The organism is Pseudoclavibacter sp. JSM 162008, from assembly GCF_041366455.1.
Classification (GTDB): Bacteria; Actinomycetota; Actinomycetes; order Actinomycetales; family Microbacteriaceae; genus Pseudoclavibacter.
In genome coordinates this window covers 12,823-38,233 of record NZ_JBEWYX010000018.1, presented here as the reverse complement: position 1 = coordinate 38,233, position 25,411 = coordinate 12,823, and the positions used below count along the sequence as shown (strand labels likewise).

Genomic DNA, 25,411 nt, shown 5'->3' with positions numbered 1-25,411 from the left:
GGAGGCGTGAGCTACTTGCCGAACAGGTCTCCGAGGCCGGGGATGTCGAAGCCGAAGTTGCCTGCCTGCTCCTCGACGCCGCCGAGGAACTGATCGCCGGCTCCTGAGAGCTGCTCACCCGCACCGGCGAACTGGTCGCCGAAGCCGCTCACCTGGTCGCCGAGGCCCGAAGCCTGCTCGCTGAGACCGGAGACGGTCTCGCCGATGCCGCCGAACTCCCCGAGGTCGGCGGTGAGCCCCTCGAAGCCCTCGATGCCGGACGCGGCGATGCCGTCGAAGTCGATACCGGATGCCATCGCGTCGCCGAGCAGAGGCAGGGCGACGGAGCTCGCCACGGCGCCCCCGACGACGCCGAGCGCGATGCCGCCGAGCGCTCCCGCACCGGCCGCAGCCGCTCCGGCCCCCGCGACGCCCATCCCTCGGCCGAAGCGGGAGGAGCCCCCACGGCTGGAACCGGGAGTGAAGTTGCCCCCGCCACGCGAGGAGGCGATGCGCTTGCCCGCGCCGAGCACCTTCGCCATGAAGCCGGGCCGTTGCACTTCTCCGCGTGTCGCGGCGCGCGCCAGGTCGTCTGGTGAGCTCGACTGGGGGCAGTCGTACGGGCCGGACTCGGCGCTCAGGCGCTCGCGCACCTGGTCGCGCTGCTCAGGCGTGAGGCGCTGGAACGCCTCACGGTGGGCCTGCTCGAGCTGATCGGGCGCAGCCGTCTTGAGGAGGTAGTCGTACTTCGCGATGGCCGCCTTGTCGGCGGCGCTTCCCGACCCGGCGCTCGCGCCGGGTCGTGAGCCGTAGCTCGGTGCGCTCGGCGGCCGCTGGTCGTACTGGCCCTGCTGGCCGGACTGGCCGTACTGGGGCGCCTGCCCCGGGTGGCCCTGCTGGTTCTGGTAGCCCTGCTGGCCGCGCGACTGCTGACCGTCGCCGGTCACCTGGTCGGCGACCTTGCGGACCATGTCCTTCCAGTCCCCGGAGCCGCTCTTCCCGCCGCCCCGGTTGCCGGAGTTGCTGGAGCCACCGGAGTTGCCGAGGGCCTTGGAGGCCGCGCCGAGAATCTTGTTGAAGTCAACCATGCGCTTATCGTGACCCACCGTTCTATGGAAAACGTATGGGGCGCATCCGGTTCCGCTCAGAGCGTTGCGGCCGCGTCACGCCGGTCGGTGCCAGCCGCGAGGCGGACGGGGGCGAGATCGAGAGGTGAGGTGGCTTCGGCGCGGGATGCATGCTCGGCTCGGATGTCGGCGGCACCGGCTACGTTGACGCTATGCAGTCGAACAGCCGAGTCCACGCTCCGGAGTTGAGCACCCGATGAGCAAGCGCGCGGTGCAGGCCGGCGCGGCCGCCGATGTGCTCGCCCCGTACCTTGAGCGGCTGCGCACCGAACTCGAGATCCCCGTCGACTACCCCGCCGACGCGCTGCTCGAGGCCCAGGCCGCTGCGGCACGCGAGTTCGACGCCGGACCAGACTCCGCCAGGCAGGACCTCCGCGACCTGCCCTTCGTGACCCTCGACCCCGTCGGATCCCGCGACCTCGACCAGGCCTTCTTCCTCCGACGCGTCGCGGCAGCCGACGCTGAACCCGCCGGGTTCGAGGTGTTCTACGCGATCGCCGACGTCGCCTCGTTCGTCGAGCCGGGTGGCGCGCTCGACGCCGAGACCCACCGGCGCGCCCTCACCGTGTACGGCCCCGACGGCCGTTTCGGCCTGCATCCGGCCGTCCTCAGCGAGGGTGGCGCGAGCCTGCTCCCCGACGTCGATAGACCGGCAGTGGTGTGGCGGATGCGGCTCGACGCGTCGGGTGAGCTGCTCGACGACATCGACGTACGTCGATCCGTGGTCCGTTCGCGGGCGCAGCTCGACTACGCGTCGGTGCAGCGACAGCTCGACGACGGAACCGCCGACGAGCTGCTGCAGCTGCTCGCCGAGGTGGGTCAGCTGCGCATCGACGCCCAGTTCAAGCGCGGGGGCGCAACGCTCGAGGTCCCAGACCAGGAGATCGAGCGCAGCGAAGACGGGACCCGCTACCGGCTGGTGCTGCGCGAGCCGCTGGCGAGCGAGGAGTTCAACGCGCAGCTGTCACTCCTCACCGGCATCGCCGCGGCGAGGATGCATCGCCTCGCCGGAGTCGGCATCTGGCGCACCCTCGACGAGGCTCGCCCCGAAGATGTCGAGCGCCTACGCCGTGTCGCCACGGCCCTCGGGTTCGACTGGACCCCGAGCTCCTCCTACGCCGACTTCGTGCGAACCGTCGACACGTCGCGTCCCGAATACGCGGCGTTCGCGACCGAGGCGACCCGACTGTTCCGCGGCGCGGGATACGTGGCGTTCGGAACGCCGACGAACCCTGAGGTCCCGCGCGGCGCATCGCACAGCGCTATCGCGGCCGAGTACGCGCACGTCACGGCGCCCCTCCGACGCCTCGTCGACCGGTACGGCAGCGAGATCGCGCTGGCGTTCTGCGCCGGCCGAGAGGTGCCGTCCTGGGTGGTGGATGCGCTCGGCGCGCTCCCGGCTGAGATGGCAGCGGGGTCGCAGCGCGCGAACGCGTACGAGCGAGGAACCGTCGACCTGCTCGAGGCAGTGCTGCTCGGACCACTGGTCGGCGAGGAGCTCGACGGGATCGTCGTCGAGTCCTCACCGACCGGTGAAGCCACGGAGCGACGGGCGAAGGCGACCGTGCTGCTTCGCGATCCGGCGGTGAGGGCGAGGGTCGTAGGCGACGCCTCGGCGCTCGAGCTGGGCGCCCCGGTCGTGGTTCGCGTCGAGTCGGTCGACCCGGACAAGCGGACGGTCACACTCAGCGTCGTCTCGCCGGGCCCGGCACCCCGCCGCGGCTAGATGCCTACAGCGAGGCCCAGGTGAACGAGTAGCCGTTGCCGTTGCGGTGGCAGGACTCGGTGATCTTCGTCCACGAGCTGATGTACGTGCGCTGCACTGCCTGGCAGTCGGCGAGAGATCCGCCGGTCCAGTACATCTGCTCGGTGCCAGCGTTCGCGATCGCCGGGGCGGAGACGGCGATGCCGACGGCGAAGAGGGCTGCGGTGATGCTTGAGGCGATTCGACGCATGAGAACTCCTTCGACAGGCCCGGCTGGTCCGGGATGCCGGCGAGCGTAGACCCGCAGATTGGGATGCACGGGCACTGCAGCGCCCGAGCGGGAGGCGGGGAGAACTCCCCTCCCCGCGGTGGCGGGCAACGCGGCGAGGCCCTGGATGTTTCCTCCGCGATCTCGCCCGCGTTCGCAGGCGGCGGTGCTACGACAACCCGCGAACGCGCGCGGACGACCAGCACGGGTCGCGCCCCGAATAGGATCGACAGCGTGCATCCCACGATCTCCCCCACGCGCGCCACGCAGCCGAGGACCCGCCGATGAGGCTCGCTGTGATCGGCGCCGGGCAGATCGTCGCCGACTTCCTTCCCCACGTGGCCGACGTCCCCGGGCTCGAGCTCGCCGCGATCTCCGGTCGCCGTCGCGAGCGTCTCGAAGAGCTCAAGACGCAGTTCGGCATCGAGCGGGTCTACACGGACCTCGACGAGTGCCTCGCTGACGCGTCCGTCGACACGGTCTGGGTCGCCGTGCCCAACTCCCTGCACTTCGAGGTCTCCCGCAAGGCGCTCGAGGCCGGGAAGCACGTCATCTGCGAGAAGCCGTTCGTGCTCGAGGAATCGGAGCTGCAGGAGCTGCGCGCCCTCGCGACGGAACGCGACCTTATCCTCATCGAGGCCATCACGACGCAGTACCTCGCGAACTACCGCTGGATCAGAGAGCACCTCGACCTGGTCGGCAAGGTCAAGCTCATCCAGTCGGACTACTCGCAGTACTCCTCCCGCTATGACGCCTTCCGCGAGGGCACCGTGCTGCCGGCCTTCGACCCCGCGCAGGGCGGCGGAGCGCTCATGGACCTCGGCATCTACGCCATCCACTTCGTCGTCGGGCTGCTCGGCAGGCCGAAGCACGTCAGCTACACGCCGAACGTGCAGCGCGGCGTCGACACGTCCGGCGTGCTGGTCCTCGACTACGGCGACACCACGGCCGTGTGCGTCTGCGCGAAGGACTCTGACGGCCCCATCCGCAGCAAGATCCAGGGTGAGGACGGCTGGATCGTCGTCGACGGCCCGCCGAACGTCATGGCCTCCGTGAGCTACGCGACCCGAGGCGGCGCCGCCGCGCAGGTCGACCTCACGAAGTACCCGCACCGCATGGTGGAGGAGTTCCAGGAATTCGAGCGCATCATCCGCGAGCACGACACAGACGCGCGAGACCGTCGTCTCGACCACAGCGCCGACGTGCTCTCCGTCGTCGTGGCTGCGCGCGCGGCCACAGCACCACAGAAGGAGACTGCATGACCACCCAACTCGTACTCGTCGCGAACGCCGGCGAAGGCTCGATCTCGGTCTTCCGCTTCGACGGCACCGCCCTCGAACGGCTCTCCGTCGCTTCCGGGCTGACCGGATGCTCGAACTTCGTCGTCGACACCGACCGAGACTTCGTCTACGCCTCGGTGAAGGGCAGCCCGGCGGGCATCGTGACGCTGCGCCTCGACCGTGAGTCTGGCGAGCTGACGCAGGTCTCGCGGCGCGATACGCCCCGCGGTGGCCTCAACTACGTTGCGCTCACGAAGAACGGGTCCGCGCTGCTCGGTGCCGCGTACTCGGCGAACTACGGCCTCATCGCGCCGGTCGATGACGGCGAGGTCGGCGAGCCGACGGCCGTCGTCGAGCACCTGCACCTCCATTCGGTGGCCCCGAGCAGCGACGGCCGCTTCGCGTACTTCGTCTCGCTCGGCGACGACCTCGTGGGGCAGTACGCGATCACGGACGACCTCGAGCTCGAGCCGCTCGACCCCGTCGGTGCGGCAGCACCGGCCGGCAGCGGGCCCCGCCACATCGTGCTCAACGGCGCGGAGACCGACGCCTACGCGATCACCGAGTTCAGCGGCGAGGTGCTGCGCTTCGCGCGCGACCAGGCCACGGGCATCCTGTCGCTCGTCGACGCGGCGAGCTTCGCGGACGCACTCCAAGGCCTCCAGCGGGGAACTCTCGGTGCGAATCCGCTCGAGCCCCGTTCCATCTGGGGTGCTGACGTGCACTGGGGTGCGGACGAGCAGTTCCTCTGGACCTCGGAGCGCACGACGAGCACGCTCGCGCCCCTCAAGGTCTCCGAGGACGGCTCACTCGAGGACGCGCACGCGTTCACAGTCACGCAGCAGCAGCCGAGAGGCTTCGGGATGAGCCCCGACGGCCACTTCCTCGTCGCCGCGGGCGAGGGTTCCACGCAGGTGTCGCTGTACGAGGTCCGTGGCAACCACCTCACCGAGCTGCAGCAGGTCGAGACCGGCAGCGGCGCGAACTGGGTGCGCTGGGTCTGACGCCTGGCACACCGGCTGTTAGCGTCGTGCCGTGACCGAGCCGATCATCCGCCCTGCTGTTCCCGCCGACGTCCCGCAGATCCTGGACCTCATCCGCGGGCTCGCGGTCTACGAACGCGAACCGGACGCGGTCAAGACCACCGAGGAGCAGCTCCATCGGAGCTTCTTCGGCGAGAACCCGGCGGTCTTCGCGACGGTCGCGGAAGCGCCGCACGAGACCGGGGCCAGGGCCGGCACCGACCCCGCGCGCCTCGACGGCATCGCCATCTGGTTCCTGAGCTACTCGACGTGGGAGGGCGAGCACGGCATCTGGCTGGAGGACCTCTACGTGCGGGAGGATGCGCGCGGTGGGGGCATCGGGAAGGCGCTGCTCGGCTCGCTTGCGCAGGAGTGCGTCGCGAAGGGGTACCGGCGCCTCGAGTGGTCGGTGCTGAAGTGGAACGAGCCGTCGATCGGGTTCTACAGGACCCTCGGGGCGTTCCCGATGAATGAGTGGGACACGTTCCGACTCACGGGCGATCCGCTGCGGGCGCTCGGCCGCTGAGCAGGATCTCCGCGAGCCAGCCCGCAGCTTTCGGCACGGATCCCCGGCGGGTGACAAACGACACGTGCCGCTCCCCCAGGTCCTGCACGGCGGGGCGAAGCACGACGTCGAAGTCGGGGTCGATGGCGGCATCCGTCGAGAGGGCGAAGCCGAGCCCTTCGGCGACGAGGCCATGGATCATGTAGAGGTCGTCGGTGCGCATCAGCTCGCGGACGGGGTAGCCGAGCGACTGGCCGACGCGGCGAAGCACGCGGTCGGATGCTTCGTCGTTGCTGCGGCTGAACACCCACGGCACCTCCCGCAGGTCAGCGAAGTCGATGCTTTCCCGCGCCGCCCACTCGCTGTCGCGCGCAACCATGACGCGGTACGGCTCCGTGAGCAGCCGCTGCAGCACGAGATCGGGGACGACGAACGCGGGCTCGACGGACACGTCGAAGATGAGCCCCGCGTGCACCTCGCCGCTCCTCAGCATCCGCACGACCTCGGTCGGCTCCCCCTCGACGACCTCGACGCGCACCGACGTGCGCTTCTGCAGGGCGGCGATCGCGGCGGGCAGCAGGCGCGACCCCATCGACGCGAACGTGCCGACTCGAAGGGTGACGACGCCGGCGTCGCGCTGGTCGGCGACCACCTGCTCCGCCCAGTCGATGCGCGCGACCGCTTGCGCGATGTCGGCGGCGAACGACTCCCCGAGCGGAGTCAGGGACGTGCCGCGCCGCCCGCGCACGACGAGCCGGGCGCCGAGGTGCGACCCGAGGCTTCGCAGGTGGTGCGTCACCGTCGGCACCCCGTACTGCAGCGCCTTCGCCGCTCCCGTCAGGCTCCCGTGCTCCTGCACGGCGAGGAGCACCCGGAACTGCTGGAGGTTCATCACACATAGACCGTATGTCACTGGCGGCAGGATCCTGCTATATCGCCGTCCTGACTTCGTTTCTAACCTGAACCCATGTCCATCCTCTACGCACCCGTCCCGAGCAGCGCTGCTCAGGACGACGACACCACGGCGGCAGCCGACCGGCACATCCCGCGAGCGCAGTTCGAGACCCCGTACGCCGACGCCCTCCGCTCCCTCGCCTCCCACGACTGGCAGCGGATGCACGTGCCAGCCCACCATGCGAAGGCCCTGAACGCGCCCGGCGTGGCGAGCCTCGTGGGTGCCGACGCGCTGACCCTCGACTTCCCCATGCTCTTCAGCGGCGTCGACCAGAAGACGTGGCGCCTCACGACGCCGGGCCGCGTCACCCCGCTCATGCGCGCCCAGGATCTCGCCGCGGATGCGTGGGGTGCGAGTCGCGTCTGGTTCACGACCAACGGCGCATCGGGCGGCAACCACGTCGCGACGACCGTCGTGCGCGGCCTCGGCACAGAGTTCGCGGTGCAGCGCAGCGTGCACTCGAGCGTCATCGACGGCATCACCCACACCAGCCTGACGCCCAACTTCGTGCACGGGGCCGTCGATTCCGGGCTGGGGGCGGCCCACGGCGTGACCGCGGCGCAGGTCGCTGCGACCCTCGCCGAGCATCCCCAGTCTGCGGCCGTCTACATCGTCACCCCGAGCTACTTCGGCGCCGTCGCCGACGTGGCCGCGATCGCCGACGTCGCGCACGGGCACGGGGTGCCGCTCATCGTCGACGAGGCGTGGGGCTCGCACTTCGGGATGCACGCGGAGCTGCCCACCAACGCGGTGCGGCTCGGCGCCGACCTCGTCATCTCCAGCACCCACAAGGGGGCGGGCTCGCTCACGCAGTCGGCGATGCTGCAGCTCGGGCACGGACCGCAGGCGCGGCGCATCGAGTCGCTCGTCGACCGGGTCGTGCGCTCGTACCAGTCAACGAGTTGCAGCGCCCTCCTTCTCGCCTCGCTCGACGAGGCGAGAAGGCACCTGGTGACTCGGCCGGATGCGGTCGAAGCGGCCCTCGCCGCCGCCCGGCGCATCCGCGGGCTCGTGCACGACGACCGCCGCTATCGTGACGCGACACCCGACATCCTCGCGAGCCCGGATGCGATCGCGAACGACCCCTTCAAGATCGCCATCGACACGCGCGGCGCCGGCATCACGGGCACGGATGCGCACTACCAGCTGCTGCGCGACCACCGCGTGTACTGCGAGCTGTCGACCCCGTCAGCTCTGCTCGTGCTCGTCGGCGCGACGGCGCGGGTCGATGTCGAGCGGCTGTGGGGTGCGCTGCAGGCGCTGCCGGAGGCGGAGGTCGAGCCCGTTCGCCCGGTCTCGCTGCCCGCGAGCTGCGAGCGCGCCATGGGCCTCTCGGACGCGTTCTTCAGCCCCGTCGAGACGGTGCCGTACACGGAGGCGGTCGGCCGCATCTCCGCGGACTCCCTCGCCGCCTACCCGCCAGGTGTGCCGAACGTGCTGCCCGGCGAGGTCCTCAGCCAGGAGGTCGTCGACTTCCTCCGGCACACGGGAGCCGCCCCCTCCGGGTACGTCCGCGGCGCGAACGACGCAGAGCTCAGCACGTTCCGCGTGGTCGCCTGACCCTGCGGCCGTGGCGCGGCCGCCAGACCTCGATCCGCCGTCAACCTCAGCAGTCAACTTCAGCATCAAGGCATCAGCACAAGGGAGTGTCATGTCCACGACAACCAGCGCGACAACCGCCACGAAACCGCCGCAGGGCGAGATGCAGCGCGGCCTCAAGAACCGCCACCTGCAGCTCATCGCCATCGGCGGCGCCATCGGGACGGGGCTCTTCCTCGGCTCCGGCAAGCTCATCAGCGTCTCCGGGCCGTCGATCATCTTCGTCTACATGGTGATCGGGTTCTTCGTCTTCTTCATCATGCGCGCCCTCGGAGAGCTGCTGCTCTCGAACCTCCACTACAAGACCTTCGGCGACATCGCGAAGGACATGCTCGGCCCGTGGGCCGGGTTCTTCGTCTCCTGGAACTACTGGTTCTCGTGGGTCATCGCGTGCGTCGCCGACATCGTCGCCATCACCGCGTACGTGCAGTGGTTCAACGCCGACATCCCGAGCTGGCTGCCCGCCCTCATCGCGGTTGTCGTGCTGACGGTCCTGAACCTGCAGCCCGTGAAGTGGTTCGGTGAGACCGAGTTCTGGTTCGCGATCATCAAGATCGTCGCCATCCTGGGCCTCATCGCCGTGGGCATCGTGCTCATCCTCACCCGATTCCAGAGCCCCGACGGCGACACCGCGACCCTCTCGAACCTCTGGGAGCACGGCGGGATGTTCCCGATGGGCGCGAGCGGGTTCGTGCTCGGCTTCCAGATGGGCATCTTCTCGTTCATCGGGGTCGAGCTCGTCGGCACTGCCGCCGCCGAGACCGAGAACCCCCGCAAGACGCTGCCGAAGGCCATCAACTCGATCGTCGCACGCATCCTCATCTTCTACGTCGGCGCCCTCATCGTCATCATGAGCGTCACGCCGTGGGACAAGATCGAGCCGGGCAAGAGCCCCTTCGTGTCGACGCTCGCGATCGCCGGCTTCGGCCTCGCGGCGTTCGCGATCCAGCTCGTCGTGCTCAGCTCGGCCGCGTCGAGCGCCAACTCCGGCCTGTACTCGGGCACCCGGATGCTCTTCGGGCTCTCGAAGGACGGTCACGCCCCGAAGGGGTTCGCGTCGACCAGCAGGCAGGGCGTGCCGACGAAGGCCGTCTTCTTCACCTGCGTCTTCCTCTTCTCCGCCATACCGCTGCTCTTCGCGGGCGACGAGGTCATCGCCGCCTTCACGTTCGTCTCGTCGATGTGCGCGACGCTCATCCTCTTCACGTGGGGCTCCATCGTCGTGAGCTACATCGTGTACCTGCGGCGGTACCCCGAGAAGCACCGCGCGTCGAAGTTCAAGATGCCGCTCGCACGCGTCGCCCCCTGGCTCGTGCTCGCGTTCTTCGTGTTCATTGCCGGCACGCTCATCTACGGCGACGACACGCGCCTGCCGTTCCTCGCAGCACCCGTCTGGTTCCTCATCCTCACCGTGCTCTGGCAGCTGCAGAAGCGGAAGCTGCAGCGGGAAGGGCGACCGCTGACGGCTCCGATCCCGACCATCGCGCATCCGCTCGACGAGGACGAGTAGCGCGGCCCGTGTCGCGGACACCGGGTCGGCGCCGTTGTCGGGGGTGGCTGGTACCGTTCCCGGCGTGAACATCCTGCTGCTTTCTCGCTGCACGGGTGCGCTGGCACCCTTCCTCGCCGACTCGACTGGTGGGGCAGCTCCGCTCCGCCTCGGCTACATCGACGACGCTCAGGCGGCGTTCGCGGAGGCTCCGTTCGTGCGAGCGGAACGCGATTCGGTGGCGAAGCTCGGCCATGAGATCGTCGGGATCACCGTTCGCGACTTGGACCCGACCGAGTTCGAGCGCGTGCTGGAAGGGCTGGATGCGGTGTACGTGGCCAGTGGGAGCACCTTCGCGCTCCTCGAGGGGCTGCGCGTTTCCGGCTGCGACGAGCCCCTGGTCAGGTTCGTGCGAGCGGGGCTCCCCTACGTCGGCTCCAGCGCCGGGTCGATCATCGCGGGGCCCGACGTCACGCCTGCATCGCTGATGGATGATCCTGCGGATGGGCCGACGCTCACGGATCTCGCCGGCCTCGGCTTGGTGGAGCAGACGGTCATCCCGCACGCGGACGGGCAGCTGCCGCCCTACCCGCCGGAGCTGATCCGCAGAACCCTGGGCGCCTACGGCCCCGACTACCCGTTGCTCCCCCTCGCCGATGACCAGGCGCTCGTCGCCACTGGAACTGGTGCGAAAGTGATCGAGTCACCCTCCACAGGGTGATCACGGAAAGGTTCGACAATGCCCCTCCCCTCGCCCCTGGACACGTTCACGCGCATCGCCGTCGCGCCCATGGCTGGCGGTCCGAGCACTCCCGCCCTCGTCATCGCGGCCGCAAGAGCAGGACACTTCGCGCAGCTCGCTGGCGGGTACAAGACAGCGGCGGCCCTGGAGGCGCAGATCGCTGAGGTGACCGAGGCAGGGGTGCCGGTATTCGGTGTCAATCTCTTCGTCCCCAACCCCCACCCCATCGACGAAGCGGGGTACGCCGCGTACTGGGAGCGCATCCGGCAGCACGCGTCCACGCACGACGACGCCGCGACCATGGCGCCCAGGCTGGAAGACGACGACGAATGGGCGGAGAAGCTGGATGCTCTCATCCACAGTCGAACCCCGGTGGTGAGCTTCACGTTCGGGCTCCCCTCACCGGACGTGTTCCGGAGGCTGAAGACCGCTGGGATCCTCACGATCCAGACGGTGACGTCCGTCGACGAGGCTCGACGGGCTGCAGCAGCCGGCGCCGATGCCCTCACCGTTCAGGGGTACGACGCCGGCGGTCACAGCGGCGTCTGGGATGCGGACACCTTCCCGGAGAACGTCCCGCTCGCGACGCTCGTCGAGCGCGTGCGCACGGTCACGGACCTGCCGCTGATCGCATCGGGTGGTATCACTCGTCGCGACCGGGTGCGCGACGTGCTCGACGCGGGCGCAGACCTGGTCGCGGTCGGAACCGCGGTGCTTCTCTCCGACGAGAGTGGAGCATCCGCAACGCACAAGGCAGCACTCGCGGATGACCGCTACACCGAGACGACCCTCACGCGTGCCTTCACCGGCCGCCCCGCACGGGCGCTCGTGAACGCCTTCGTCGAAAGCCACGGGATGCGCCCGTCGGGTACCCGGCGCTCCACCACCTGACCCGCACGATGCGCGCGAACGCGACGGCCGCGGGCGACAGCACGCTCGTCAACCTCTGGGCAGGTCAAGGGTGGCGCGACGCCGAGGAAGGCCCGATCGTCGCGATCCTGGATGCCCTGGAGCCTTGAGACGGTGCCTCTCAACCGGGCGGCAGCACCCCGACCGAGAACCCGAGCATGAGGGAGAGACGGCTACAGTGCCGTCCATGCAGTCCATGCGCAATGAGAGCAAGCGGAACGCCGGAACCTTCGGCTGGTCCTGTTCATAGTCGGCGCGGCGTTCACGATCGTCTCGGCAGTGCTCCTGGCCACGGCAACGCCAGCTGGCTGAACGTGGCCACCGGAGTGTGCGTCACGATTGTCGGCTTCTCCAGCTACTCCAGCGGCCGCAAGGAGAGGCGCCAGCAGGAATTGGAGAATGACGCCCGGGAAGCCCGCGAGCGCGAGACCGGCTACGGCTCAGGTGCCCCCGAGCTGTGATCGGAGGTCGTCGCCGGTAGGGCGACCGTGGAGTCAGCTCGATGACAGATCCGGGGCCGCGACCGGAACAGCATGTCCGCCAGCAGCCATGATCTCGTCGACGAGCCCTTGAGCGGTGGTCGCAATGATCTGGAAGTGATCGCGCTCGGCAGTCGTGCTCTCGTCGCGCTCAACGCTGTCGAGGGCGGCGTCGGCGTACTCCTGAAGAGCGGCGATGAGGACCGCGTGGCGTCCCTCGTCGGTCAGATCGAGTGTCACGTGGTGGGGAGTCTGCTCAGTCATGGCGGCAGTCTCGCACTCTCACCCGAACCGAATGTGAGTCTGCACCCGGAGGGCAGAGTCGCTCGCCGAAGCGACGTCAGGTCGACTCCTGCACCCGCCACGTCGCGGAGCGGCGGCGCGATCCCACCGCCATCCAGACCAGCAAACCGATGAACCCCGCCAGGCACAGCACCCCGCCCCCGAGGCGGACGCCAGGAGGCAGCCCCCACAGCTGAGCCGAGGAATCGAGCAGACCGAAGATCCCGCTGAGGATGAGGAACCCGGCCCCCCGCCCCCAGCAGCCCCGCGAGCGCGACGATCCACCAGAGAGCCCTGCGCGTCCAGGTCCGCGGCGCGAAATGGTCCGCGTACTGCTGAGGTGTCCCGAACGAATCCAGCGGGTCCTCCCCGGATTCCGCCGTGTGACTCCGCACCTCGCGAACGATGCGCTCGATGGCATCGATCGGGACGTCGCGAAGTTCGAGCTCGTCGGTCAGTTGATCACCGTAGTCGTCCAGCTGTCCGCTGCTCATCTCGTGTTCCTCTTCTCGGCGAGAACCGCCGTCGTCGTCGTCGTGAAGTCCTGCCAGAAGCGTCGGTGCTCCTGGAGTCGGTGCCGGCCCGCATCGGTGATCGAGTAGTACTTGCGACCTGGCCCCCCGGAACCGTCCTGCCACGTCGAGGCGAGGACACCGTCCTGCTCGAGGCGAGCCAGCAGCGGATACAGGGTGCTGCCCTTGATCGTCCCGAATCCAGCCGCCGCGAGTCGCTGCGCGATGAGGTACCCGTACGCGTCCTCTTCGCTCACGAGTGCGAGCACCGCTCCGGGCAGGGCAGCTCGCACCCACTCGCCGGGCCAGTCAGTCGAAGTCATGACTAGATCATTGCACGGACTAGTGCGTATTCGCATCTAGTCGGCTTCGCGGCGCATCCATTCCACGTCCAGCACGGACGGGCAGGATGCGCACATGAGGAAGCTGCTGCTGAACACCTACGCGTGGGTGGCGCTCGCGTTCTTCATCGTCGCGCTCATAGATCTTGGCAACGACGGCAGCATCTGGATCGTCTGGTTCGCGCTCGGCGTGGTGTTCGCCATCATCGCGTACCGCAAGCCGAACCCGAGCACACGAACCGATCCACACTCAAACGGCCCGAACGAAACCGACGGCAGCGACAGCAGCAGCGAGGAGACACCATGACCGCAGACTTCAGCAACGGCGACCGCGTGAGCTGGAACACGTCGCAGGGGCGCACGCAGGGCAAGATCATCGAGAAGAAGACCAAGGACTTCCAGTTCGACGGGCAGAAGTTCACCGCATCGACGGACGAGCCCGCATACCTCATCGAGTCGGAGAAGACTGGAGCGAAGGCCGCGCACAAGGGGTCAGCGCTCCGCAAGCTCTCGTAGGCTTGCCCGCATGGCAGACACCGTTCTCGAGACCGCCGACCGCCACTACGAGACGTCGCTCGACGGCAACGACGTGCGGCTGGTGGTCGCCGACATGGACGGCACGCTGCTCCTCGACGACCACACCGTTCCCGACCAGTTCTGGGCGCTGCTGACGCGGATGCGCGAGGCAGGCGTCGAGTTCACGCCAGCGAGCGGCCGCCAGTACGCGACGCTCGCGAAGCTCTTCGAGCGTGACTCGGAGGGCATGTCGTTCATCGCCGAGAACGGGACCTTCGTGGTCCGGAATGGAGCGGAGGTCAACTCGCTGACGCTCGAGAGCGCGTTCATCGCGCGCGCAATCGCGCTCCTACGGGGCCTCGCCGCAAGTGGCCACGACCTCGGGTTCGTGCTGTGCGGCAAGAAGTCCGCGTACATCGAACGCGGCGACGACGAGTTCATCGCCGAGGCCCGCAACTACTACGAGGCGCTCACCGTCGTCGACGACGTGCTCGACACGGACGACGAGTACGTCAAGATCGCCGTCTACGACTTCGCTGAGGTCGAGACGGGCGCCGCCACCGAGGTCGACGAGCTCCGCGAATCCCACCGAGTCGTCGTCTCCGGCCACCACTGGATGGACATCATGCCGCCAGAGGCCAACAAGGGCAGGGCGGTTCGGCAGCTGCAGGAGCGCCTCGGCGTGACCGCCGCGCAGACGGCAGTGTTCGGTGACTTCTTCAACGACGTCGAGATGTTCCGCGAGGCCGACCGCTCCTACGCGATGGCGGGCGCGCATCCAGAGGTGAAGGAGCTCGCGCGGTACCTTGCGCCCTCCAACCAGGAGCAGGGCGTGCTCACCGTCGTGAGCGCGCTGCTGGACGCGAAGGGATAGGTGTCGAAGCGACCTCCACCTAGCGTCGCGCAACGCAGTTTCGACTCTGATGGGTTTTGCCAACCGGTGATGGGTTCCGCCGGACCAGCGTGATGGGTTACGCCGACTGGTGGTGGGTATTTTCCCATCACCAGTCGCGAAAACCCATCAATCTGACCGGCTGGAACCGAGCCAGCCCGGCGGCCAGCCCAGCCCAAAGCAGTTGTGGCACCGTGTTGTTCCCCGGAGCGGGAGCAGCACAGTGCCACAACTTTCCTGCGTGAACGTGCCGCGATCGGCGGGCGCATCGGCCGGTCAGCGAAGCGTCCGAAACTACGCGCGGTCGGGTGCCGCCTCGATGAACGAAGTCGGCACGTAGCGCTTGAGCTGCGTGACGTGCGACGGGTTCAGCTCTTCGAGCGTGTGCGCGCCGAGGAGCTTCATGGTGCGGATGATCTCGTCGGAGAGGATCGCGATGGTGCGGTCGACGCCCTCGCGTCCGCCGGCCATGAGGCCGTACAGGTAGGCGCGGCCAATCATCGTGAAGTTCGCGCCGAGCGCGACCGACGCGACGATGTCGGCGCCGTTCATGATGCCGGTGTCGACGCCGATCTCGAGGTCCTTGCCGACCTCGCGTGCGACGGCGGGGAGCAGGTGGAAGGGGATCGGAGCCCGATCCAGCTGCCGCCCGCCGTGGTTGGAGAGGACGATGCCGTCGACGCCGAGGTCGGCGAAGGTCTTCGAGTCCTCGAGGTTCTGCACGCCCTTGATGACGATCTTGCCCGGCCACATCTCGCGGATGACCTTGAGGTCCTCGAAGTTGATCGTCGGGTCCATGGCCGAGTCGAGCAGCTCGCCGACCGTGCCGCCCGTCGTCGCGAGCGACGCGAACTCGAGTTTCGGGGTGGTGAGGAAGTCGATCCACCACCAGGGGCGCGGGATGGCGTTGATGATCGTGCCGACCGTCAGCTGCGGCGGGATGGAGAAGCCGTTGCGCTTGTCGCGCAGGCGGGCGCCCGCGACGGGGGTGTCGACCGTGAAGTGCAGCGTGTCGAAGCCCGCCTTCGCGGCACGCTCGACGAGGCCGTAGGAGATCGAGCGGTCCTTCATGACGTACAGCTGGAACCAGTTGCGGCCGTTCGGGTTGACCTTCGCGACCTCTTCGATGGTCGTCGTTCCGAGCGTCGACAGCGTGAACGGGATGCCCGCGGCCGCGGCAGCGCCGGCTCCGGCCGTCTCGCCCTCGGTCTGCATGAGGCGCGTGAACCCGGTCGGGGCGATCGCGAACGGCATGGCCATCGGCCCGCCGAGGACCGTGCTGGACGTGTCGACGTTCGCGACGTCGCGCAGCACCGACGGGTTGAACTCCACGTCGCGGAACGCGGTGCGCGCGCGGCGCAGCGACAGCTCGCCCTCGGCGGCGCCGTCGGTGTAGTCGAAGGCCGCCTTCGGGGTGCGGCGCTTCGCGATGCGGCGCAGGTCCTCGATCGTCAGCGCCGAGTTGAGGCGACGGCGGCGACCGTTGAGGTCGGGCTTCTTGAACTGCATGAGCTCGAGCAGCTCGAGGGGCTTGGGGGCTTGACGTTTCACCATGGGGCAGCTGCCTTCGCTTCTATCGGGTGTGCTTCGGGTCGTAGCGGATGATCTGCGTCGATCTCGCGACGATGGATCGGATCTCGGCGAGGCTGTCGGGAACCCAGCCGTGTGCGCGTGCCTGCACCAGCAGGTTACCCATGGCGGTCGCCTCGACGGGGCCGGCGAGCACGGGCAGGCCCGAGCGGTCGGCCGTCGCCTGGCAGAGGAGCGTGTTCTGCGACCCTCCGCCGACGATGTGGATGACGCTCACCGGATGCTCGGCGAGGTTCGACGCCGTCGCGACGGCGTCGGCGAAGGCCTGCGCGAGGCTCTCGACGATCGAGCGGACGATGCCGGCGGGCGTCGTCGGCGCTTCGAGGCCACGCTCGGTGAGCCAGGCGGTGATGCGTCCGGGGATGTCGCCCGGCGCCATGAAGACGGGGTCGTTGACGTCGAAGATCGGCACGTCGCCGGCGACCTGCGCCGCGTCTGCGAGCAGCTGCTGGAGGGTGCTCGAGCGCTGCGCATCCGTCGCCGCAGGCTCCCAGTGGCGCTGCGATTCGGACAGCAGCCACAAGCCCATGACGTTGTGCAGGAAGCGCACGCGGCCGTCGACGCCGCCCTCGTTCGTGAAGTTCGCCTCGCGAGCGGCGTCGGTGACGACGGCCTCGTCGAGCTCGAGGCCGACGAGTCCCCACGTGCCGCACGAGACGTAGGCGAAGTCGCGGCCCGTGTTGGGGATGGCGACGATCGCGGAGGCGGTGTCGTGGGAGCCGACCGCGACCACGTCGATGTCGCGTCCGACAACCCGAGCGGCCTCGCCCTCGAGCGAGCCGAGCACGGCGCCCGGATCAACGAGGTGCGGCAGGATGCGCGCGGGCACGCCGACCTGCTCGGCGATCTCCGCATCCCACTCACGAGTGTCGGCGCGGAGCAGACCGGTCGTGGATGCGTTGGTGCGCTCCGCGACCTGCGCTCCCGTCAGCCAGTAGGCGAGCAGGTCGGGCAGGAGCAGCATCTGCTCGGCGAGCTCGAGCAGCTCGCCGTCGGTGGCCAGCTGGAAGACCGTGTTGAACGGCAGGTGCTGGAGGCCGTTGCGGCGGTAGAGCTCCTCCGGCGACACGATGGCGTGCACGGCCTCGACGCCGCGCGCGGTCCGCTCGTCGCGGTACGCGTACGGAACGCCGAGGACACGACCGTCGCGCAGCAGCGCGTAGTCGACGGCCCACGAGTCGATGCCGATGCTCGCGATCTGGCCGGGCGCATCCCGCTCCGCCGCCGCCAGCCCGTCGAGGACGTGCTGGTACAGGCCGAGGAGGTTCCAGTGCAGCCCATCGCGGGTGCGCACCGGGTTGTTCGGGAAGCGCGCCTCGTGGCGCATCGTGAGCACGCCATCCGTGATCGTGCCCGTGATGACACGACCGCTCGTGGCGCCGAGGTCGACCGCCGCGACCGTGCGAGGCGCATCCGCCCCACCGCGGCCGCCGGCAGCCGTCCCCTTCGCAGCAGACTCGGTCATCGCAGGAAGGCCGCCGCGACGCCCGAGTCGACGGGGATGTGCAGGCCGGTCGTGCGCGTGAGCTCCGGGCCCGTGAGCACGTACACCGCGTCGGCGACGTTCTCGGGCACGACCTCGCGCTTGAGGATGGTGCGGTTCGCGTAGTACTGGCCGAGGTCCTCTTCCTTCACGCCGTAGGTCGCGGCGCGGTTGGCGCCCCAGCCTGCCGCGAAGATGCCGGAGCCGCGCACGACGCCGTCGGGGTTGATTCCGTTGACGCGGATGCCGTGCTCGCCGAGTTCGACCGCGAGGAGGCGGACCTGGTGGGCCTGGTCGGCCTTCGTCGCCGAGTAGGCGATGTTGTTCGGGCCGGCGAAGACGGAGTTTTTCGAGGAGATGTAGATGACGTCGCCGCCGAGCTTCTGCTCGATGAGTGCCTTGGCGGCGGCCTTCGACACGAGGAAGGAGCCCTTCGCCATGACGTCGTGCTGCAGGTCCCAGTCCTTCTCGGTCGTCTCGAGCAGCGGCTTCGAGAGCGAGAGGCCGGCGTTGTTGACGACGAGGTCGATGCCGCCGAACGCGAGGAGGGTCGCGTCGATGGCGGCCTGCACGCCGGCTGCGTCCGCGACGTTCGCCGCGACGCCGATCGCGACGTCGGTGTTTCCGAGCTCAGCCGCTGCGGCCTGCGCCTTCTCGAGGTCGAGGTCGGCGACGACGACGCACGCGCCCTCGGCCGCGAGACGGGTAGCGATGGCCTTGCCGATACCGGATGCGGCGCCAGTGACGAACGCGATGCGCCCCTGGTGCGTCTTCGGCTTCGGCATGCGCTGCAACTTCGCCTCCTCGAGTGCCCAGTACTCGATGCGGAACTTCTCCTCGTCCGAGATCGGGGAGTAGCTCGAGAGCGCCTCGGCGCCGCGCATCACGTTGATCGCGTTCAAGTAGAACTCACCGGCGACGCGTGCGGTCTGCTTGTTCTTGCCATACGAGAACATGCCGACGCCCGGGACGAGCACGATGAGCGGGTCGGCGCCGCGGATGGCGGGCGACTCGGCCGTCGCGAACTTATCGTAGTAGGCCTTGTAGTCGGCGCGGTACGCCGAGTGCAGCTCTTCGAGGCGGGCGAGCTGCTCTTCGACGGATGCCGTGGTCGGCAGGTCGAGCACGAGCGGCTTGACCTTGGTGCGCAGGAAGTGGTCGGGGCAGCTCGTGCCGAGGGCGGCGAGCTCGGCGAGCTTCTCGCTCGCGAGGAAGTCGAGCACCCGCTCGTCGTCGGTGAAATGCCCGATCATCGGGGCGTCGTGCGACGCGACGGCGCGGATCGAGGGTGCAAGTGCCGCCGCACGAGCGCGACGCTCGTCTGCGGGGAGCGCCTCGAAGCCGCTCACGACGCCGCCGAACGGGTCGGCTTTGCCGTGTGCATCGATGTATGCCGCTGCAGTGTCGATGATCCAGAGCGAGTTGCGCTCCGATTCCTCCGATGTGTCACCCCAGGCCGTGATGCCGTGGCCGCCGAGGATGCAGCCGATGGCCTGCGGGTTCTCGTCCTTGATGTTCGCGATGTCGAGGCCCAGCTGGAAGCCGGGGCGACGCCAGGGCACCCAGACGACCTTGTCGCCGAAGATCTTCGCCGTCAGCTCCTCGCCGTCGGCCGCCGTGGCGATCGCGATGCCGGAGTCGGGGTGCAGGTGGTCGACGTGCGCCGCATCCACGAGGCCGTGCATGGCCGTGTCGATCGACGGGGCCGCTCCGCCCTTGCCGTGGAGGCAGAAGTCGAAGGCCGCGACCATCTCGTCCTCGCGCTCGACGCCCGGGTAGACGTTCGTGAGCGCACGGAAGCGGTCGAGGCGCAGCACGGCGAGGCCCTGCTCGGTGAGCGTGCCGAGGTCTCCCCCGGAGCCCTTCACCCAGAGCAGCTCGACGGGCTCACCCGTCACGGGGTCGGTCTCGGTGCCCTTCGCGGACGTGTTGCCACCCGCGTAGTTCGTGTTCTTCGGGTCTTCCCCGAGACGGTTGCTGCGCGAGATGAGATCGGCTGCTGCTGGGTTCGTCATGTCAGTTCCTTCGAAGCTCTGAGGTCGTGAAGTCGGGGGCTGGTCGGCGCGGTGGCGCTTACGCGCCCCAGCTGGCCTGGACGCCGCCGACGCGCTCCTCGGCGACCTGCTGCTCGTAGCCGGATGCGCGGAACGCGGCGAGCGGGTTCGCGGGCAGGCCGCGCGACTCGCGCCACTCGGCGAGGGCGGGACGCACATCCGTCGAGAACGCATCCATGTAGACCTCGTGCGCGACGAGCACGTCGCCTGACTTCTGTGCGGCCGTGAGGGCGTCCTTGTCGATGAGCAGCGCGCGCGCCGTCATCTCCTGCACGTTCAGGACAGAGCGCATCTGGCCCTGGATCTTCGACTCGACGTTGTGGCACTGGTCGAGCATGAAGGCCACGTCCGGGTTGTTCAGCCCGCCGCCGCGGATGACCTCGGCGAGGATGCGGAACAGCTGGAACGGGTCTGCCGAGCCGACGATGAGGTCGTCGTCGGCGTAGAAGCGCGAGTTGAAGTCGAACGAGCCGAGGCGGCCGAGGCGCAGCAGCTGCATGACGATGAACTCGATGTTGGTGCCGGGCGCGTGGTGGCCGGTGTCGAGGCAGACCATGGCCTTCTCCCCGAGGGCCGCGACCTGCACGTAGCTCGTTCCCCAGTCAGGAACATCCGTGTGGTAGAACGCCGGCTCGAAGAACTTGTACTCGAGCACGAGGCGCTGGTGGTCGCCGATGCGGGCGTAGATCTCCTGCAGCGAGTCGTGCAGTCGGTCCTGGCGGCCGCGCAGGTCGGCCTGGCCGGGGTAGTTGGAGCCTTCGGCGAGCCAGATCTTCAGGTCGCGCGAGCCGGTCTCGTCCATGACGTCGATGCAACGCAGGTGGTGGTCGATGGCCTTGCGGCGCACCGCTGCGTCTTCGTGCGTGAGGGCGCCGAACTTGTAGTCGTCGTCCTGGAACGTGTTCGAGTTGATGGTGCCGAGCTCGACGCCGAGGTCTTCCGCGTGCTTGCGGAGGGCGGCGAAGTCGTCGACCACGTCCCATGGGATGTGCAGGGCCACGCTGGGGGCGAGCGCGGTGTACTTGTTGACCTGGGCCGCGTCGGAGATCTTCTCGAACGGGTCGCGCGGCGTGCCCGCCGTCTGGAACACCTTGAATCGGGTGCCTGAGTTGCCGAACGCCCAGGACGGGAGCTCGATGCCCTGTCCTTCGAGCGCTGCAAGCTGGTCTGCGGAGAGGATGCTCACGGTTCGTCGCCTTCATTGGTCGGTTGTGGGTCTGCCCCGGGCCGAACGACGTCGTCCACGGCTCCGGGAACACGATCAGGTATTGAATCGTTTCAGTGCGTTCAGGTTACGAGGCGGCGTCCGCGAAGTCAAGAACGTTTCAATCGCGTCGCAGCGCTGGGACAGAACTGCCCGCCGAACGCACGACGCCGCGCCGAGGACGAGGTCCGGGAGCGCTCACCCGTGGCCTATCCTGCTCAGTACACCAAAGGAGGCCCATGGCAGTCAGCGTGCGCGACGTCGCGACTCTCGCCGGCGTCTCCGTTGGCACGGTCTCGAACGTCCTGAACCACCCCGAGAAGGTGTCCGAGGCAACCGTCGAGCGCGTCCAGTCGGCCATCGAGGAGCTCGGCTTCGTCCGCAACGACGCCGCCAGGCAGCTGCGCGCCGGCGAGAGCCGCACCGTCGGCCTCATCGTGCTCGACCTCCGCAACCCCTTCTTCACCGAGGTCGCACGCGGCGCGGAAGAGCGCGCCGCCGAGCTTGGCTTCTCAGTGCTCGTCGCCAACAGCGACGAACAGGAGGAGCGGGAGCGCACCCACCTCGGGCTCTTCGAGGAGCAGCGCGTCTTCGGGGTGCTCGTCACGCCCATGGCGGCGAACATGCCCCAGCTCGAGCTCCTGCACAAGCGCGGGACGCCGGTCGTGCTCGTCGACCGCGAGAGCGACGACGAACGCTACCCATCCGTCGCCGTCGACGACCGAACGGGCGGCCGCATCGCCGTCGAGCATCTCCTCGAGACCGGGCACCGACGCATCGCGTTCGTCGGCGGCCCGATGGAGATTCAGCAGGTCACCGACCGCTTCGAGGGAGCCCGCGACGCGGTGAGCGAGGTCGCCGGCGCGACGCTCGAGGTGCTGGCGACGGATGCGCTCTCCATGTCAGAGGGCCGGCGCGCGGGGCTCGTCCTCGCCGAGCGAGGCGCCGCCGAGCTGCCGGACGCGGTCTTCGCCGCCAACGACATGCTCGCGCTCGGCCTCCTCCAAAGCCTGCAGGGGACCAGCCATGCGAGGGTGCCGGAGAACATCGCCCTCATCGGCTACGACGACATCGACTTCGCCGCCTTCGCATCGACCTCCCTCAGTTCCATCCACCAGCCGGCGCACCTCATCGGCTCCAAGGCCATGGACCTGCTCGTCGCATCAGCCCGCGACCCGAAGGCCAGCCCTGAGCACATCCGCTTCACTCCTGAGCTCGTGCCCCGCGCGTCCACAACGCCCCGCGTCTAGCGCCCCCGCGCCGCTCAACCTCCCGCAGGCCCGGGGTTCGCGCACCTCCCCGCGCCGCCCGGCATGCATAACCCCCAGGTCTAACGGCAACCCGCGCTCAGATCTCGCACTTGCGCACGCGAACCCGGCAAAGCGGATGCGCAACCCCCAGGTCTAGCGAACGAGTGCGGGCCGCCCGCGCTCTCTGCCTTGCCCCGCTTCTTCCCATCCCCCTCCTGCAGACCTGGGGTTCGCGCACCTCCCCGCGCCGCCCGGCATGCATAACCCCCAGGTCTAACGGCAACCCGCGCTCAGATCTCGCACTTGCGCACGCGCATCCGATGGTGCGGATGCTCAAGCCCCAGGTCTTGCAACCGGGGCGGAGGCAGCAGGCGGCAGGCGGGCAGCAGACGCACAGCAGACGCGCAGAGGCGCCTGTGCCCTCAGACCAGGTCGAGGTCCATGAAGACGTCGGCACGCGAGTAGGGGGTCGGTGCGTGCGCCGATGCTGGCACGTGTCGGAATCCGACCGACTCGTAGAGACGAACAGCCGGGGCCAACGACTGGTTGCTCTCGAGCATGAGCTTCGTGAGGCCCTGCTCGCGCGCAGTCTCGATCGCGGCCGTGATGAGCATCCGCCCGATCCCCGCCCCGCGGGCTTCCGGGGCGACCGCCATCTTGACCAGCTCAGCGACCCCCTCGCCGACCCGCAGCAACGCGACGCAGCCCACGCGCGCCTCACCGTCGCGTGCGATCAGCACTGTCCCGCCCTGGTCGACGATCGCGTGCTGAGGGTCACCGAGCACGGCACGGTCGGCGTCCTCGAGCGCGAAGAACGTGGTGATCCACTCCTCGTTGAGGGTGCGGAATGCCGCCGCGTCCGCGTCATCCTGCAGCGGGGCGATGGTGATGGTCGTGAGCTGAGTTTCGCGAAGCGAAAGTCGCGCGTCCAATACAGATGCGCACGCATCCATAAGCTGGATGCATGGATCTGGAGATTCGAGCGCTTCGGTCGTTCCTCGCGCTTGCCGACGAGCTGCACTTCGGTAGGGCCGCGGCCGCTCTGCATGTGGCGCAGCCCGCGCTCTCGCAGCAGATCAAGCGACTCGAGGCGGAGCTCGGCGTCGAGCTGTTCGCCCGCTCCTCCCGCAGCGTGAGTCTCACCGCGGCGGGCGTCGCGCTCCGCGAGCGGGCCATCTCGCTGGTCGCGCAGTCCGAGCGCATCGTGGATGAGGTCACCCGCATCGGCCGTGGAGAGCAGGGCAGACTCGACGTCGGGTTCGTCAGCTCAGCGCTCCCCCTTGGCCCCGTCGAACGGGTCCAGCGGTTCGGAGCACGATTCCCTCGAGTGCACATCGAGCTCCTCGAAGGATGGACGGCGCACCTCCTCGTGAAGGTCGCGCTCGGCGAGCTGGACCTCGCGATCGTCCGCGACCCGGACCCCGTCGACGGCGTCCGGTTGACGCCCTTCCGCACTGAAGGGTTCGTGGCGGCTGTACCCCTCGCCCACCCACTCGCGACGCGGGGCAGCATCCGCGCGAGCGAACTGGCCGGCGACCCCTTCGTGTTCTTCCCCGCCGAAGCCGGGGCGCTGGCGACGGAACGCAACCTCGCGCCAGTGCTGGCAGGCGGGCGGATGCCGAGCATCGTGCAGACGGGGAGCACCTGGACGACGCTGCTGCACCTCGTCGCGGCTGGCATCGGGGTGACCGTGGCTCCCGCGAGCACCGTCCTCTCCCCGCCGCCAGGCATCGCGGTGCTCGATCTGAAGGACACCGACGCCTTCAGTGAGCTCGCGTGGGCATCGCGCGCCGACGATCACCGGCCCATCCTGCGCGCCTTCATCGACGTGGACTGAGAGATCATCGCCCGGGGTCGGGGGCCGGCGCGACCCGTGCCCGCTCGCTCCCCACACGTATCCTGGACGCGTGAACCCTGAGCTCGCGCGCGCCGAGTCGCTCATCGCGACGATCCCCGACTTCCCGGAAGCGGGCATCCAGTTCCGCGACATCACGCCGCTCTTCGCCGACGGGCCTGCCCTGCGCACCGCCGTCGACGCCGTGATCGAGCCCTTCGCCGGAACCTTCGACGTCGTCGCAGGCGTCGAGGCGCGAGGTTTCCTGCTCGCGGGCGCCATCGCCAACGCGACGGGCGTCGGCCTCGTCCCCATCCGGAAGGCGGGCAAGCTGCCGCGCCCCGCAGTCTCAGTCACCTACGACCTCGAGTACGGGACGGACCGGCTCGAGGCGTCGAAGGACCTCCCCGCCGGCACACGTGTGCTCCTCGTCGACGACATCCTCGCGACCGGTGGGACGCTCCGCGCCGGGCAGCAGCTGCTCGAAGAGCTGGGCTACACGCTCGCCGGCACGGCCGTGCTGATGGAGCTGCTCGAGCTCGACGGTCAGCGTATCTGCGGCCCCGTGCACAGCCTTTTCGAGGTCTGAGCTCGGCTCGACCTGCGCTCGCCCGCTGCGCGGCCCCCTTGCGCACGGCCTGCCCTCAGCCTGCCCTCAGCGTGCCGCATCCGACGCGCCCCTCGCCGGATGCGGCACTTTCGCCCCGTATCGGGCGCTGGGACGGGATGAAAGCGACCTATCAGCGGCGGGGACGCGCCAAGACCCCGCGACGAGTGGACGCTAGGCGCCGAGCTGGTCTTCGAGGTTGAAGACCTCGACGAGGGGTGACGCCGCCTGATCGGCGCGGCCCTCGAGTCCGTCGAAGAACTGGGACATGTCCGCCTCCCAGCGGGCGGCGACCGGGGAGGCCGCAAGGTAGGCGTTGGCGGCGGCCTCGTCGTCGACGTCGTAGCTGCCGAACAGCGTGCCGTCCGGGGCGAGGAACAGCGAGTAGTTGCGTCGCCCTGCGGCGGCGATCTCGGCGAGCATCTCGGGCCACACCTCGGCGTGACGGCGGACGTACTCGTCGATGTGCTGCGGTGCGACCTTGAGCTGGAATCCGATTCTTGGCATGAGGTTCTTCCTATCTGGTTTGGCGGCTGGCCTGAGTGAGTGCCGCTCCGCATCTGCCGCCCCGTCCGCCACCACCCACCTCCGCAAACATCCGGGAGGCGCAGCTTCGTTGCGCGACGAGCATCCATCTCCCGCATGGATGCACTCGCGGGGATGCGCGGGGAACGACGGGCGTGCAGTGAGCGGGATGCGCAAACGCCGCGCCGGGAGGTGGCCCCGGCGCGGCGTCTGCAGTTCGGTTCGGCGTGGCGACTGGCGCCCGCCTTCAGCTGCTCGGTTC

General features: G+C 69.0%; 26 protein-coding genes. 14 read left to right on the top strand and 12 right to left on the bottom strand.

Going from position 1 to position 25,411, the window contains the following annotated elements; translation table 11 throughout:
- Positions 1 to 11: 11 nt before the first annotated feature.
- Together ABVF28_RS14135 and ABVF28_RS14130 are read right to left on the bottom strand one after the other, a co-directional pair.
- Entirely contained in the window at positions 12 to 1,067 is a 1,056-nt protein-coding gene (locus tag ABVF28_RS14135; protein ID WP_371030962.1) for a hypothetical protein, read from the bottom strand.
- A gap of 56 nt (positions 1,068 to 1,123) precedes the next feature.
- Positions 1,124 to 1,282 carry a hypothetical protein gene (locus tag ABVF28_RS14130; protein ID WP_371030961.1) on the bottom strand — a complete coding sequence of 53 codons (159 nt, stop codon included), beginning with the start codon at positions 1,280 to 1,282 and terminating at the stop codon, positions 1,124 to 1,126.
- 20 nt (positions 1,283 to 1,302) lie between these two features.
- On the opposite strand from ABVF28_RS14130, the gene ABVF28_RS14125 reads away from it, so the two are divergent.
- The gene (locus ABVF28_RS14125; protein ID WP_371030960.1) at positions 1,303 to 2,832 is read left to right on the top strand and encodes an RNB domain-containing ribonuclease; all 1,530 of its coding nucleotides are present in this window, start codon (positions 1,303 to 1,305) and stop codon (positions 2,830 to 2,832) included.
- A 4-nt stretch (positions 2,833 to 2,836) separates the two neighbouring features.
- On the opposite strand, the gene ABVF28_RS14120 is transcribed toward ABVF28_RS14125, so the two are convergent.
- Complete coding sequence (locus tag ABVF28_RS14120) at positions 2,837 to 3,061, bottom strand: hypothetical protein (RefSeq protein WP_104254665.1); 225 nt, start codon at positions 3,059 to 3,061, stop codon at positions 2,837 to 2,839.
- Between the two features lie 302 nt (positions 3,062 to 3,363).
- Here ABVF28_RS14120 and ABVF28_RS14115 point away from each other — a divergent pair, with 302 nt between their 5' ends.
- The 3 genes from ABVF28_RS14115 to ABVF28_RS14105 are packed head-to-tail and all read left to right on the top strand — an operon-like array spanning position 3,364 to position 5,907.
- Positions 3,364 to 4,341 (top strand): Gfo/Idh/MocA family protein, encoded by a 978-nt coding sequence (locus ABVF28_RS14115; protein WP_371030959.1) that lies wholly within the window; start codon positions 3,364 to 3,366, stop codon positions 4,339 to 4,341.
- Positions 4,338 to 5,363 carry a lactonase family protein gene (locus ABVF28_RS14110; RefSeq protein WP_371030958.1) on the top strand — a complete coding sequence of 342 codons (1,026 nt, stop codon included), beginning with the start codon at positions 4,338 to 4,340 and terminating at the stop codon, positions 5,361 to 5,363. The genes ABVF28_RS14115 and ABVF28_RS14110 overlap by 4 nt, the downstream gene beginning before the upstream one ends.
- Positions 5,364 to 5,394: 31 nt before the next feature.
- The gene (locus ABVF28_RS14105; RefSeq protein ID WP_371030957.1) at positions 5,395 to 5,907 is read left to right on the top strand and encodes an N-acetyltransferase family protein; all 513 of its coding nucleotides are present in this window, start codon (positions 5,395 to 5,397) and stop codon (positions 5,905 to 5,907) included.
- On the opposite strand, the gene ABVF28_RS14100 is transcribed toward ABVF28_RS14105, so the two are convergent.
- Positions 5,873 to 6,778, bottom strand: a complete 906-nt coding sequence (locus ABVF28_RS14100) for a LysR family transcriptional regulator (RefSeq protein ID WP_371030956.1) — start codon at positions 6,776 to 6,778, stop codon at positions 5,873 to 5,875. The genes ABVF28_RS14105 and ABVF28_RS14100 overlap by 35 nt on opposite strands.
- A gap of 75 nt (positions 6,779 to 6,853) precedes the next feature.
- Here ABVF28_RS14100 and ABVF28_RS14095 point away from each other — a divergent pair, with 75 nt between their 5' ends.
- The 4 genes from ABVF28_RS14095 (at position 6,854) to ABVF28_RS14080 (ending at position 11,562) form a co-directional block, all read left to right on the top strand.
- Positions 6,854 to 8,401, top strand: coding sequence for an aminotransferase class I/II-fold pyridoxal phosphate-dependent enzyme (locus ABVF28_RS14095; protein WP_371030955.1), 1,548 nt, complete (start codon positions 6,854 to 6,856; stop codon positions 8,399 to 8,401).
- A gap of 91 nt (positions 8,402 to 8,492) precedes the next feature.
- On the top strand, positions 8,493 to 9,950 hold the full coding sequence (locus tag ABVF28_RS14090; protein WP_371030954.1) for an amino acid permease: 1,458 nt from the start codon (positions 8,493 to 8,495) through the stop codon (positions 9,948 to 9,950).
- Between the two features lie 64 nt (positions 9,951 to 10,014).
- Positions 10,015 to 10,650, top strand: a complete 636-nt coding sequence (locus tag ABVF28_RS14085; RefSeq protein ID WP_371030953.1) for a Type 1 glutamine amidotransferase-like domain-containing protein — start codon at positions 10,015 to 10,017, stop codon at positions 10,648 to 10,650.
- 18 nt (positions 10,651 to 10,668) lie between these two features.
- Positions 10,669 to 11,562, top strand: coding sequence for an NAD(P)H-dependent flavin oxidoreductase (locus ABVF28_RS14080; RefSeq protein WP_371030952.1), 894 nt, complete (start codon positions 10,669 to 10,671; stop codon positions 11,560 to 11,562).
- Between the two features lie 512 nt (positions 11,563 to 12,074).
- Here ABVF28_RS14080 and ABVF28_RS14075 read toward each other — a convergent pair.
- Positions 12,075 to 12,323, bottom strand: coding sequence for a hypothetical protein (locus tag ABVF28_RS14075; protein WP_104310170.1), 249 nt, complete (start codon positions 12,321 to 12,323; stop codon positions 12,075 to 12,077).
- 508 nt (positions 12,324 to 12,831) lie between these two features.
- Positions 12,832 to 13,176 carry a PadR family transcriptional regulator gene (locus ABVF28_RS14070; RefSeq protein WP_371030951.1) on the bottom strand — a complete coding sequence of 115 codons (345 nt, stop codon included), beginning with the start codon at positions 13,174 to 13,176 and terminating at the stop codon, positions 12,832 to 12,834.
- 94 nt (positions 13,177 to 13,270) lie between these two features.
- Between ABVF28_RS14070 and ABVF28_RS14065 the strand changes: the two genes are divergently transcribed.
- The 3 genes from ABVF28_RS14065 to ABVF28_RS14055 are packed head-to-tail and all read left to right on the top strand — an operon-like array spanning position 13,271 to position 14,584.
- On the top strand, positions 13,271 to 13,501 hold the full coding sequence (locus ABVF28_RS14065; RefSeq protein WP_371030950.1) for a hypothetical protein: 231 nt from the start codon (positions 13,271 to 13,273) through the stop codon (positions 13,499 to 13,501).
- Complete coding sequence (locus ABVF28_RS14060; RefSeq protein ID WP_211891485.1) at positions 13,498 to 13,710, top strand: DUF2945 domain-containing protein; 213 nt, start codon at positions 13,498 to 13,500, stop codon at positions 13,708 to 13,710. The genes ABVF28_RS14065 and ABVF28_RS14060 overlap by 4 nt, the downstream gene beginning before the upstream one ends.
- 10 nt (positions 13,711 to 13,720) lie before the next feature.
- Positions 13,721 to 14,584, top strand: a complete 864-nt coding sequence (locus tag ABVF28_RS14055) for a Cof-type HAD-IIB family hydrolase (RefSeq protein WP_371030949.1) — start codon at positions 13,721 to 13,723, stop codon at positions 14,582 to 14,584.
- 312 nt (positions 14,585 to 14,896) lie between these two features.
- Here the strand turns inward: ABVF28_RS14055 and ABVF28_RS14050 are convergent, their stop codons facing one another.
- From ABVF28_RS14050 to rhaI, 4 genes are read right to left on the bottom strand one after another with little or no spacing between them, the layout of a single operon-like run.
- On the bottom strand, positions 14,897 to 16,156 hold the full coding sequence (locus tag ABVF28_RS14050) for an alpha-hydroxy acid oxidase (protein ID WP_104310164.1): 1,260 nt from the start codon (positions 16,154 to 16,156) through the stop codon (positions 14,897 to 14,899).
- A 19-nt stretch (positions 16,157 to 16,175) separates the two neighbouring features.
- Positions 16,176 to 17,657, bottom strand: a complete 1,482-nt coding sequence (locus ABVF28_RS14045; protein ID WP_371030948.1) for a rhamnulokinase family protein — start codon at positions 17,655 to 17,657, stop codon at positions 16,176 to 16,178.
- Positions 17,654 to 19,690, bottom strand: a complete 2,037-nt coding sequence (locus ABVF28_RS14040) for a bifunctional aldolase/short-chain dehydrogenase (protein ID WP_104254703.1) — start codon at positions 19,688 to 19,690, stop codon at positions 17,654 to 17,656. Before ABVF28_RS14040 ends, ABVF28_RS14045 begins: the two co-directional genes overlap by 4 nt.
- Before the next feature lie 58 nt (positions 19,691 to 19,748).
- Positions 19,749 to 20,915 (bottom strand): L-rhamnose isomerase, encoded by a 1,167-nt coding sequence (gene rhaI / locus ABVF28_RS14035; protein WP_104254704.1) that lies wholly within the window; start codon positions 20,913 to 20,915, stop codon positions 19,749 to 19,751.
- A 257-nt stretch (positions 20,916 to 21,172) separates the two neighbouring features.
- Between rhaI and ABVF28_RS14030 the strand changes: the two genes are divergently transcribed.
- Complete coding sequence (locus ABVF28_RS14030; protein WP_371030947.1) at positions 21,173 to 22,183, top strand: LacI family DNA-binding transcriptional regulator; 1,011 nt, start codon at positions 21,173 to 21,175, stop codon at positions 22,181 to 22,183.
- Positions 22,184 to 22,605: 422 nt separating this feature from the next.
- On the opposite strand, the gene ABVF28_RS14025 is transcribed toward ABVF28_RS14030, so the two are convergent.
- On the bottom strand, positions 22,606 to 23,115 hold the full coding sequence (locus ABVF28_RS14025) for a GNAT family N-acetyltransferase (RefSeq protein ID WP_371030946.1): 510 nt from the start codon (positions 23,113 to 23,115) through the stop codon (positions 22,606 to 22,608).
- 32 nt (positions 23,116 to 23,147) lie between these two features.
- On the opposite strand from ABVF28_RS14025, the gene ABVF28_RS14020 reads away from it, so the two are divergent.
- Both ABVF28_RS14020 and ABVF28_RS14015 read left to right on the top strand, forming a co-directional pair.
- A complete protein-coding gene (locus ABVF28_RS14020; protein WP_371030945.1) occupies positions 23,148 to 24,020 on the top strand; it encodes a LysR substrate-binding domain-containing protein in 873 nt (290 codons plus the stop codon).
- 70 nt (positions 24,021 to 24,090) lie between these two features.
- A complete protein-coding gene (locus ABVF28_RS14015) occupies positions 24,091 to 24,606 on the top strand; it encodes an adenine phosphoribosyltransferase (RefSeq protein WP_104310158.1) in 516 nt (171 codons plus the stop codon).
- Positions 24,607 to 24,798: 192 nt separating this feature from the next.
- Here ABVF28_RS14015 and ABVF28_RS14010 read toward each other — a convergent pair whose 3' ends face one another.
- The gene (locus tag ABVF28_RS14010) at positions 24,799 to 25,131 is read right to left on the bottom strand and encodes an L-rhamnose mutarotase (protein WP_104244631.1); all 333 of its coding nucleotides are present in this window, start codon (positions 25,129 to 25,131) and stop codon (positions 24,799 to 24,801) included.
- Between the last annotated feature and the right edge of the window lie 280 nt (positions 25,132 to 25,411).

Excerpts from the sequence above, each read along its gene's own strand:
- ABVF28_RS14060 (WP_211891485.1), top strand. The coding sequence starts at position 13,498 with ATGACCGCAGACTTCAGCAACGGCGACCGCGTGAGCTGGAACACGTCG.
- ABVF28_RS14135 (WP_371030962.1), bottom strand. The coding sequence starts at position 1,067 with ATGGTTGACTTCAACAAGATTCTCGGCGCGGCCTCCAAGGCCCTCGGC.
- ABVF28_RS14090 (WP_371030954.1), top strand. The coding sequence starts at position 8,493 with ATGTCCACGACAACCAGCGCGACAACCGCCACGAAACCGCCGCAGGGC.
- ABVF28_RS14055 (WP_371030949.1), top strand. The coding sequence starts at position 13,721 with ATGGCAGACACCGTTCTCGAGACCGCCGACCGCCACTACGAGACGTCG.
- ABVF28_RS14010 (WP_104244631.1), bottom strand. The coding sequence starts at position 25,131 with ATGCCAAGAATCGGATTCCAGCTCAAGGTCGCACCGCAGCACATCGAC.
- ABVF28_RS14075 (WP_104310170.1), bottom strand. The coding sequence starts at position 12,323 with ATGACTGAGCAGACTCCCCACCACGTGACACTCGATCTGACCGACGAG.
- ABVF28_RS14065 (WP_371030950.1), top strand. The coding sequence starts at position 13,271 with ATGAGGAAGCTGCTGCTGAACACCTACGCGTGGGTGGCGCTCGCGTTC.
- ABVF28_RS14070 (WP_371030951.1), bottom strand. The coding sequence starts at position 13,176 with ATGACTTCGACTGACTGGCCCGGCGAGTGGGTGCGAGCTGCCCTGCCC.
- ABVF28_RS14050 (WP_104310164.1), bottom strand. The coding sequence starts at position 16,156 with ATGGTGAAACGTCAAGCCCCCAAGCCCCTCGAGCTGCTCGAGCTCATG.
- ABVF28_RS14095 (WP_371030955.1), top strand. The coding sequence starts at position 6,854 with ATGTCCATCCTCTACGCACCCGTCCCGAGCAGCGCTGCTCAGGACGAC.
- ABVF28_RS14115 (WP_371030959.1), top strand. The coding sequence starts at position 3,364 with ATGAGGCTCGCTGTGATCGGCGCCGGGCAGATCGTCGCCGACTTCCTT.
- ABVF28_RS14120 (WP_104254665.1), bottom strand. The coding sequence starts at position 3,061 with ATGCGTCGAATCGCCTCAAGCATCACCGCAGCCCTCTTCGCCGTCGGC.
- ABVF28_RS14030 (WP_371030947.1), top strand. The coding sequence starts at position 21,173 with ATGGCAGTCAGCGTGCGCGACGTCGCGACTCTCGCCGGCGTCTCCGTT.
- ABVF28_RS14045 (WP_371030948.1), bottom strand. The coding sequence starts at position 17,657 with ATGACCGAGTCTGCTGCGAAGGGGACGGCTGCCGGCGGCCGCGGTGGG.
- ABVF28_RS14020 (WP_371030945.1), top strand. The coding sequence starts at position 23,148 with ATGGATCTGGAGATTCGAGCGCTTCGGTCGTTCCTCGCGCTTGCCGAC.
- ABVF28_RS14100 (WP_371030956.1), bottom strand. The coding sequence starts at position 6,778 with ATGAACCTCCAGCAGTTCCGGGTGCTCCTCGCCGTGCAGGAGCACGGG.
- ABVF28_RS14040 (WP_104254703.1), bottom strand. The coding sequence starts at position 19,690 with ATGACGAACCCAGCAGCAGCCGATCTCATCTCGCGCAGCAACCGTCTC.
- ABVF28_RS14080 (WP_371030952.1), top strand. The coding sequence starts at position 10,669 with ATGCCCCTCCCCTCGCCCCTGGACACGTTCACGCGCATCGCCGTCGCG.
- ABVF28_RS14125 (WP_371030960.1), top strand. The coding sequence starts at position 1,303 with ATGAGCAAGCGCGCGGTGCAGGCCGGCGCGGCCGCCGATGTGCTCGCC.
- ABVF28_RS14110 (WP_371030958.1), top strand. The coding sequence starts at position 4,338 with ATGACCACCCAACTCGTACTCGTCGCGAACGCCGGCGAAGGCTCGATC.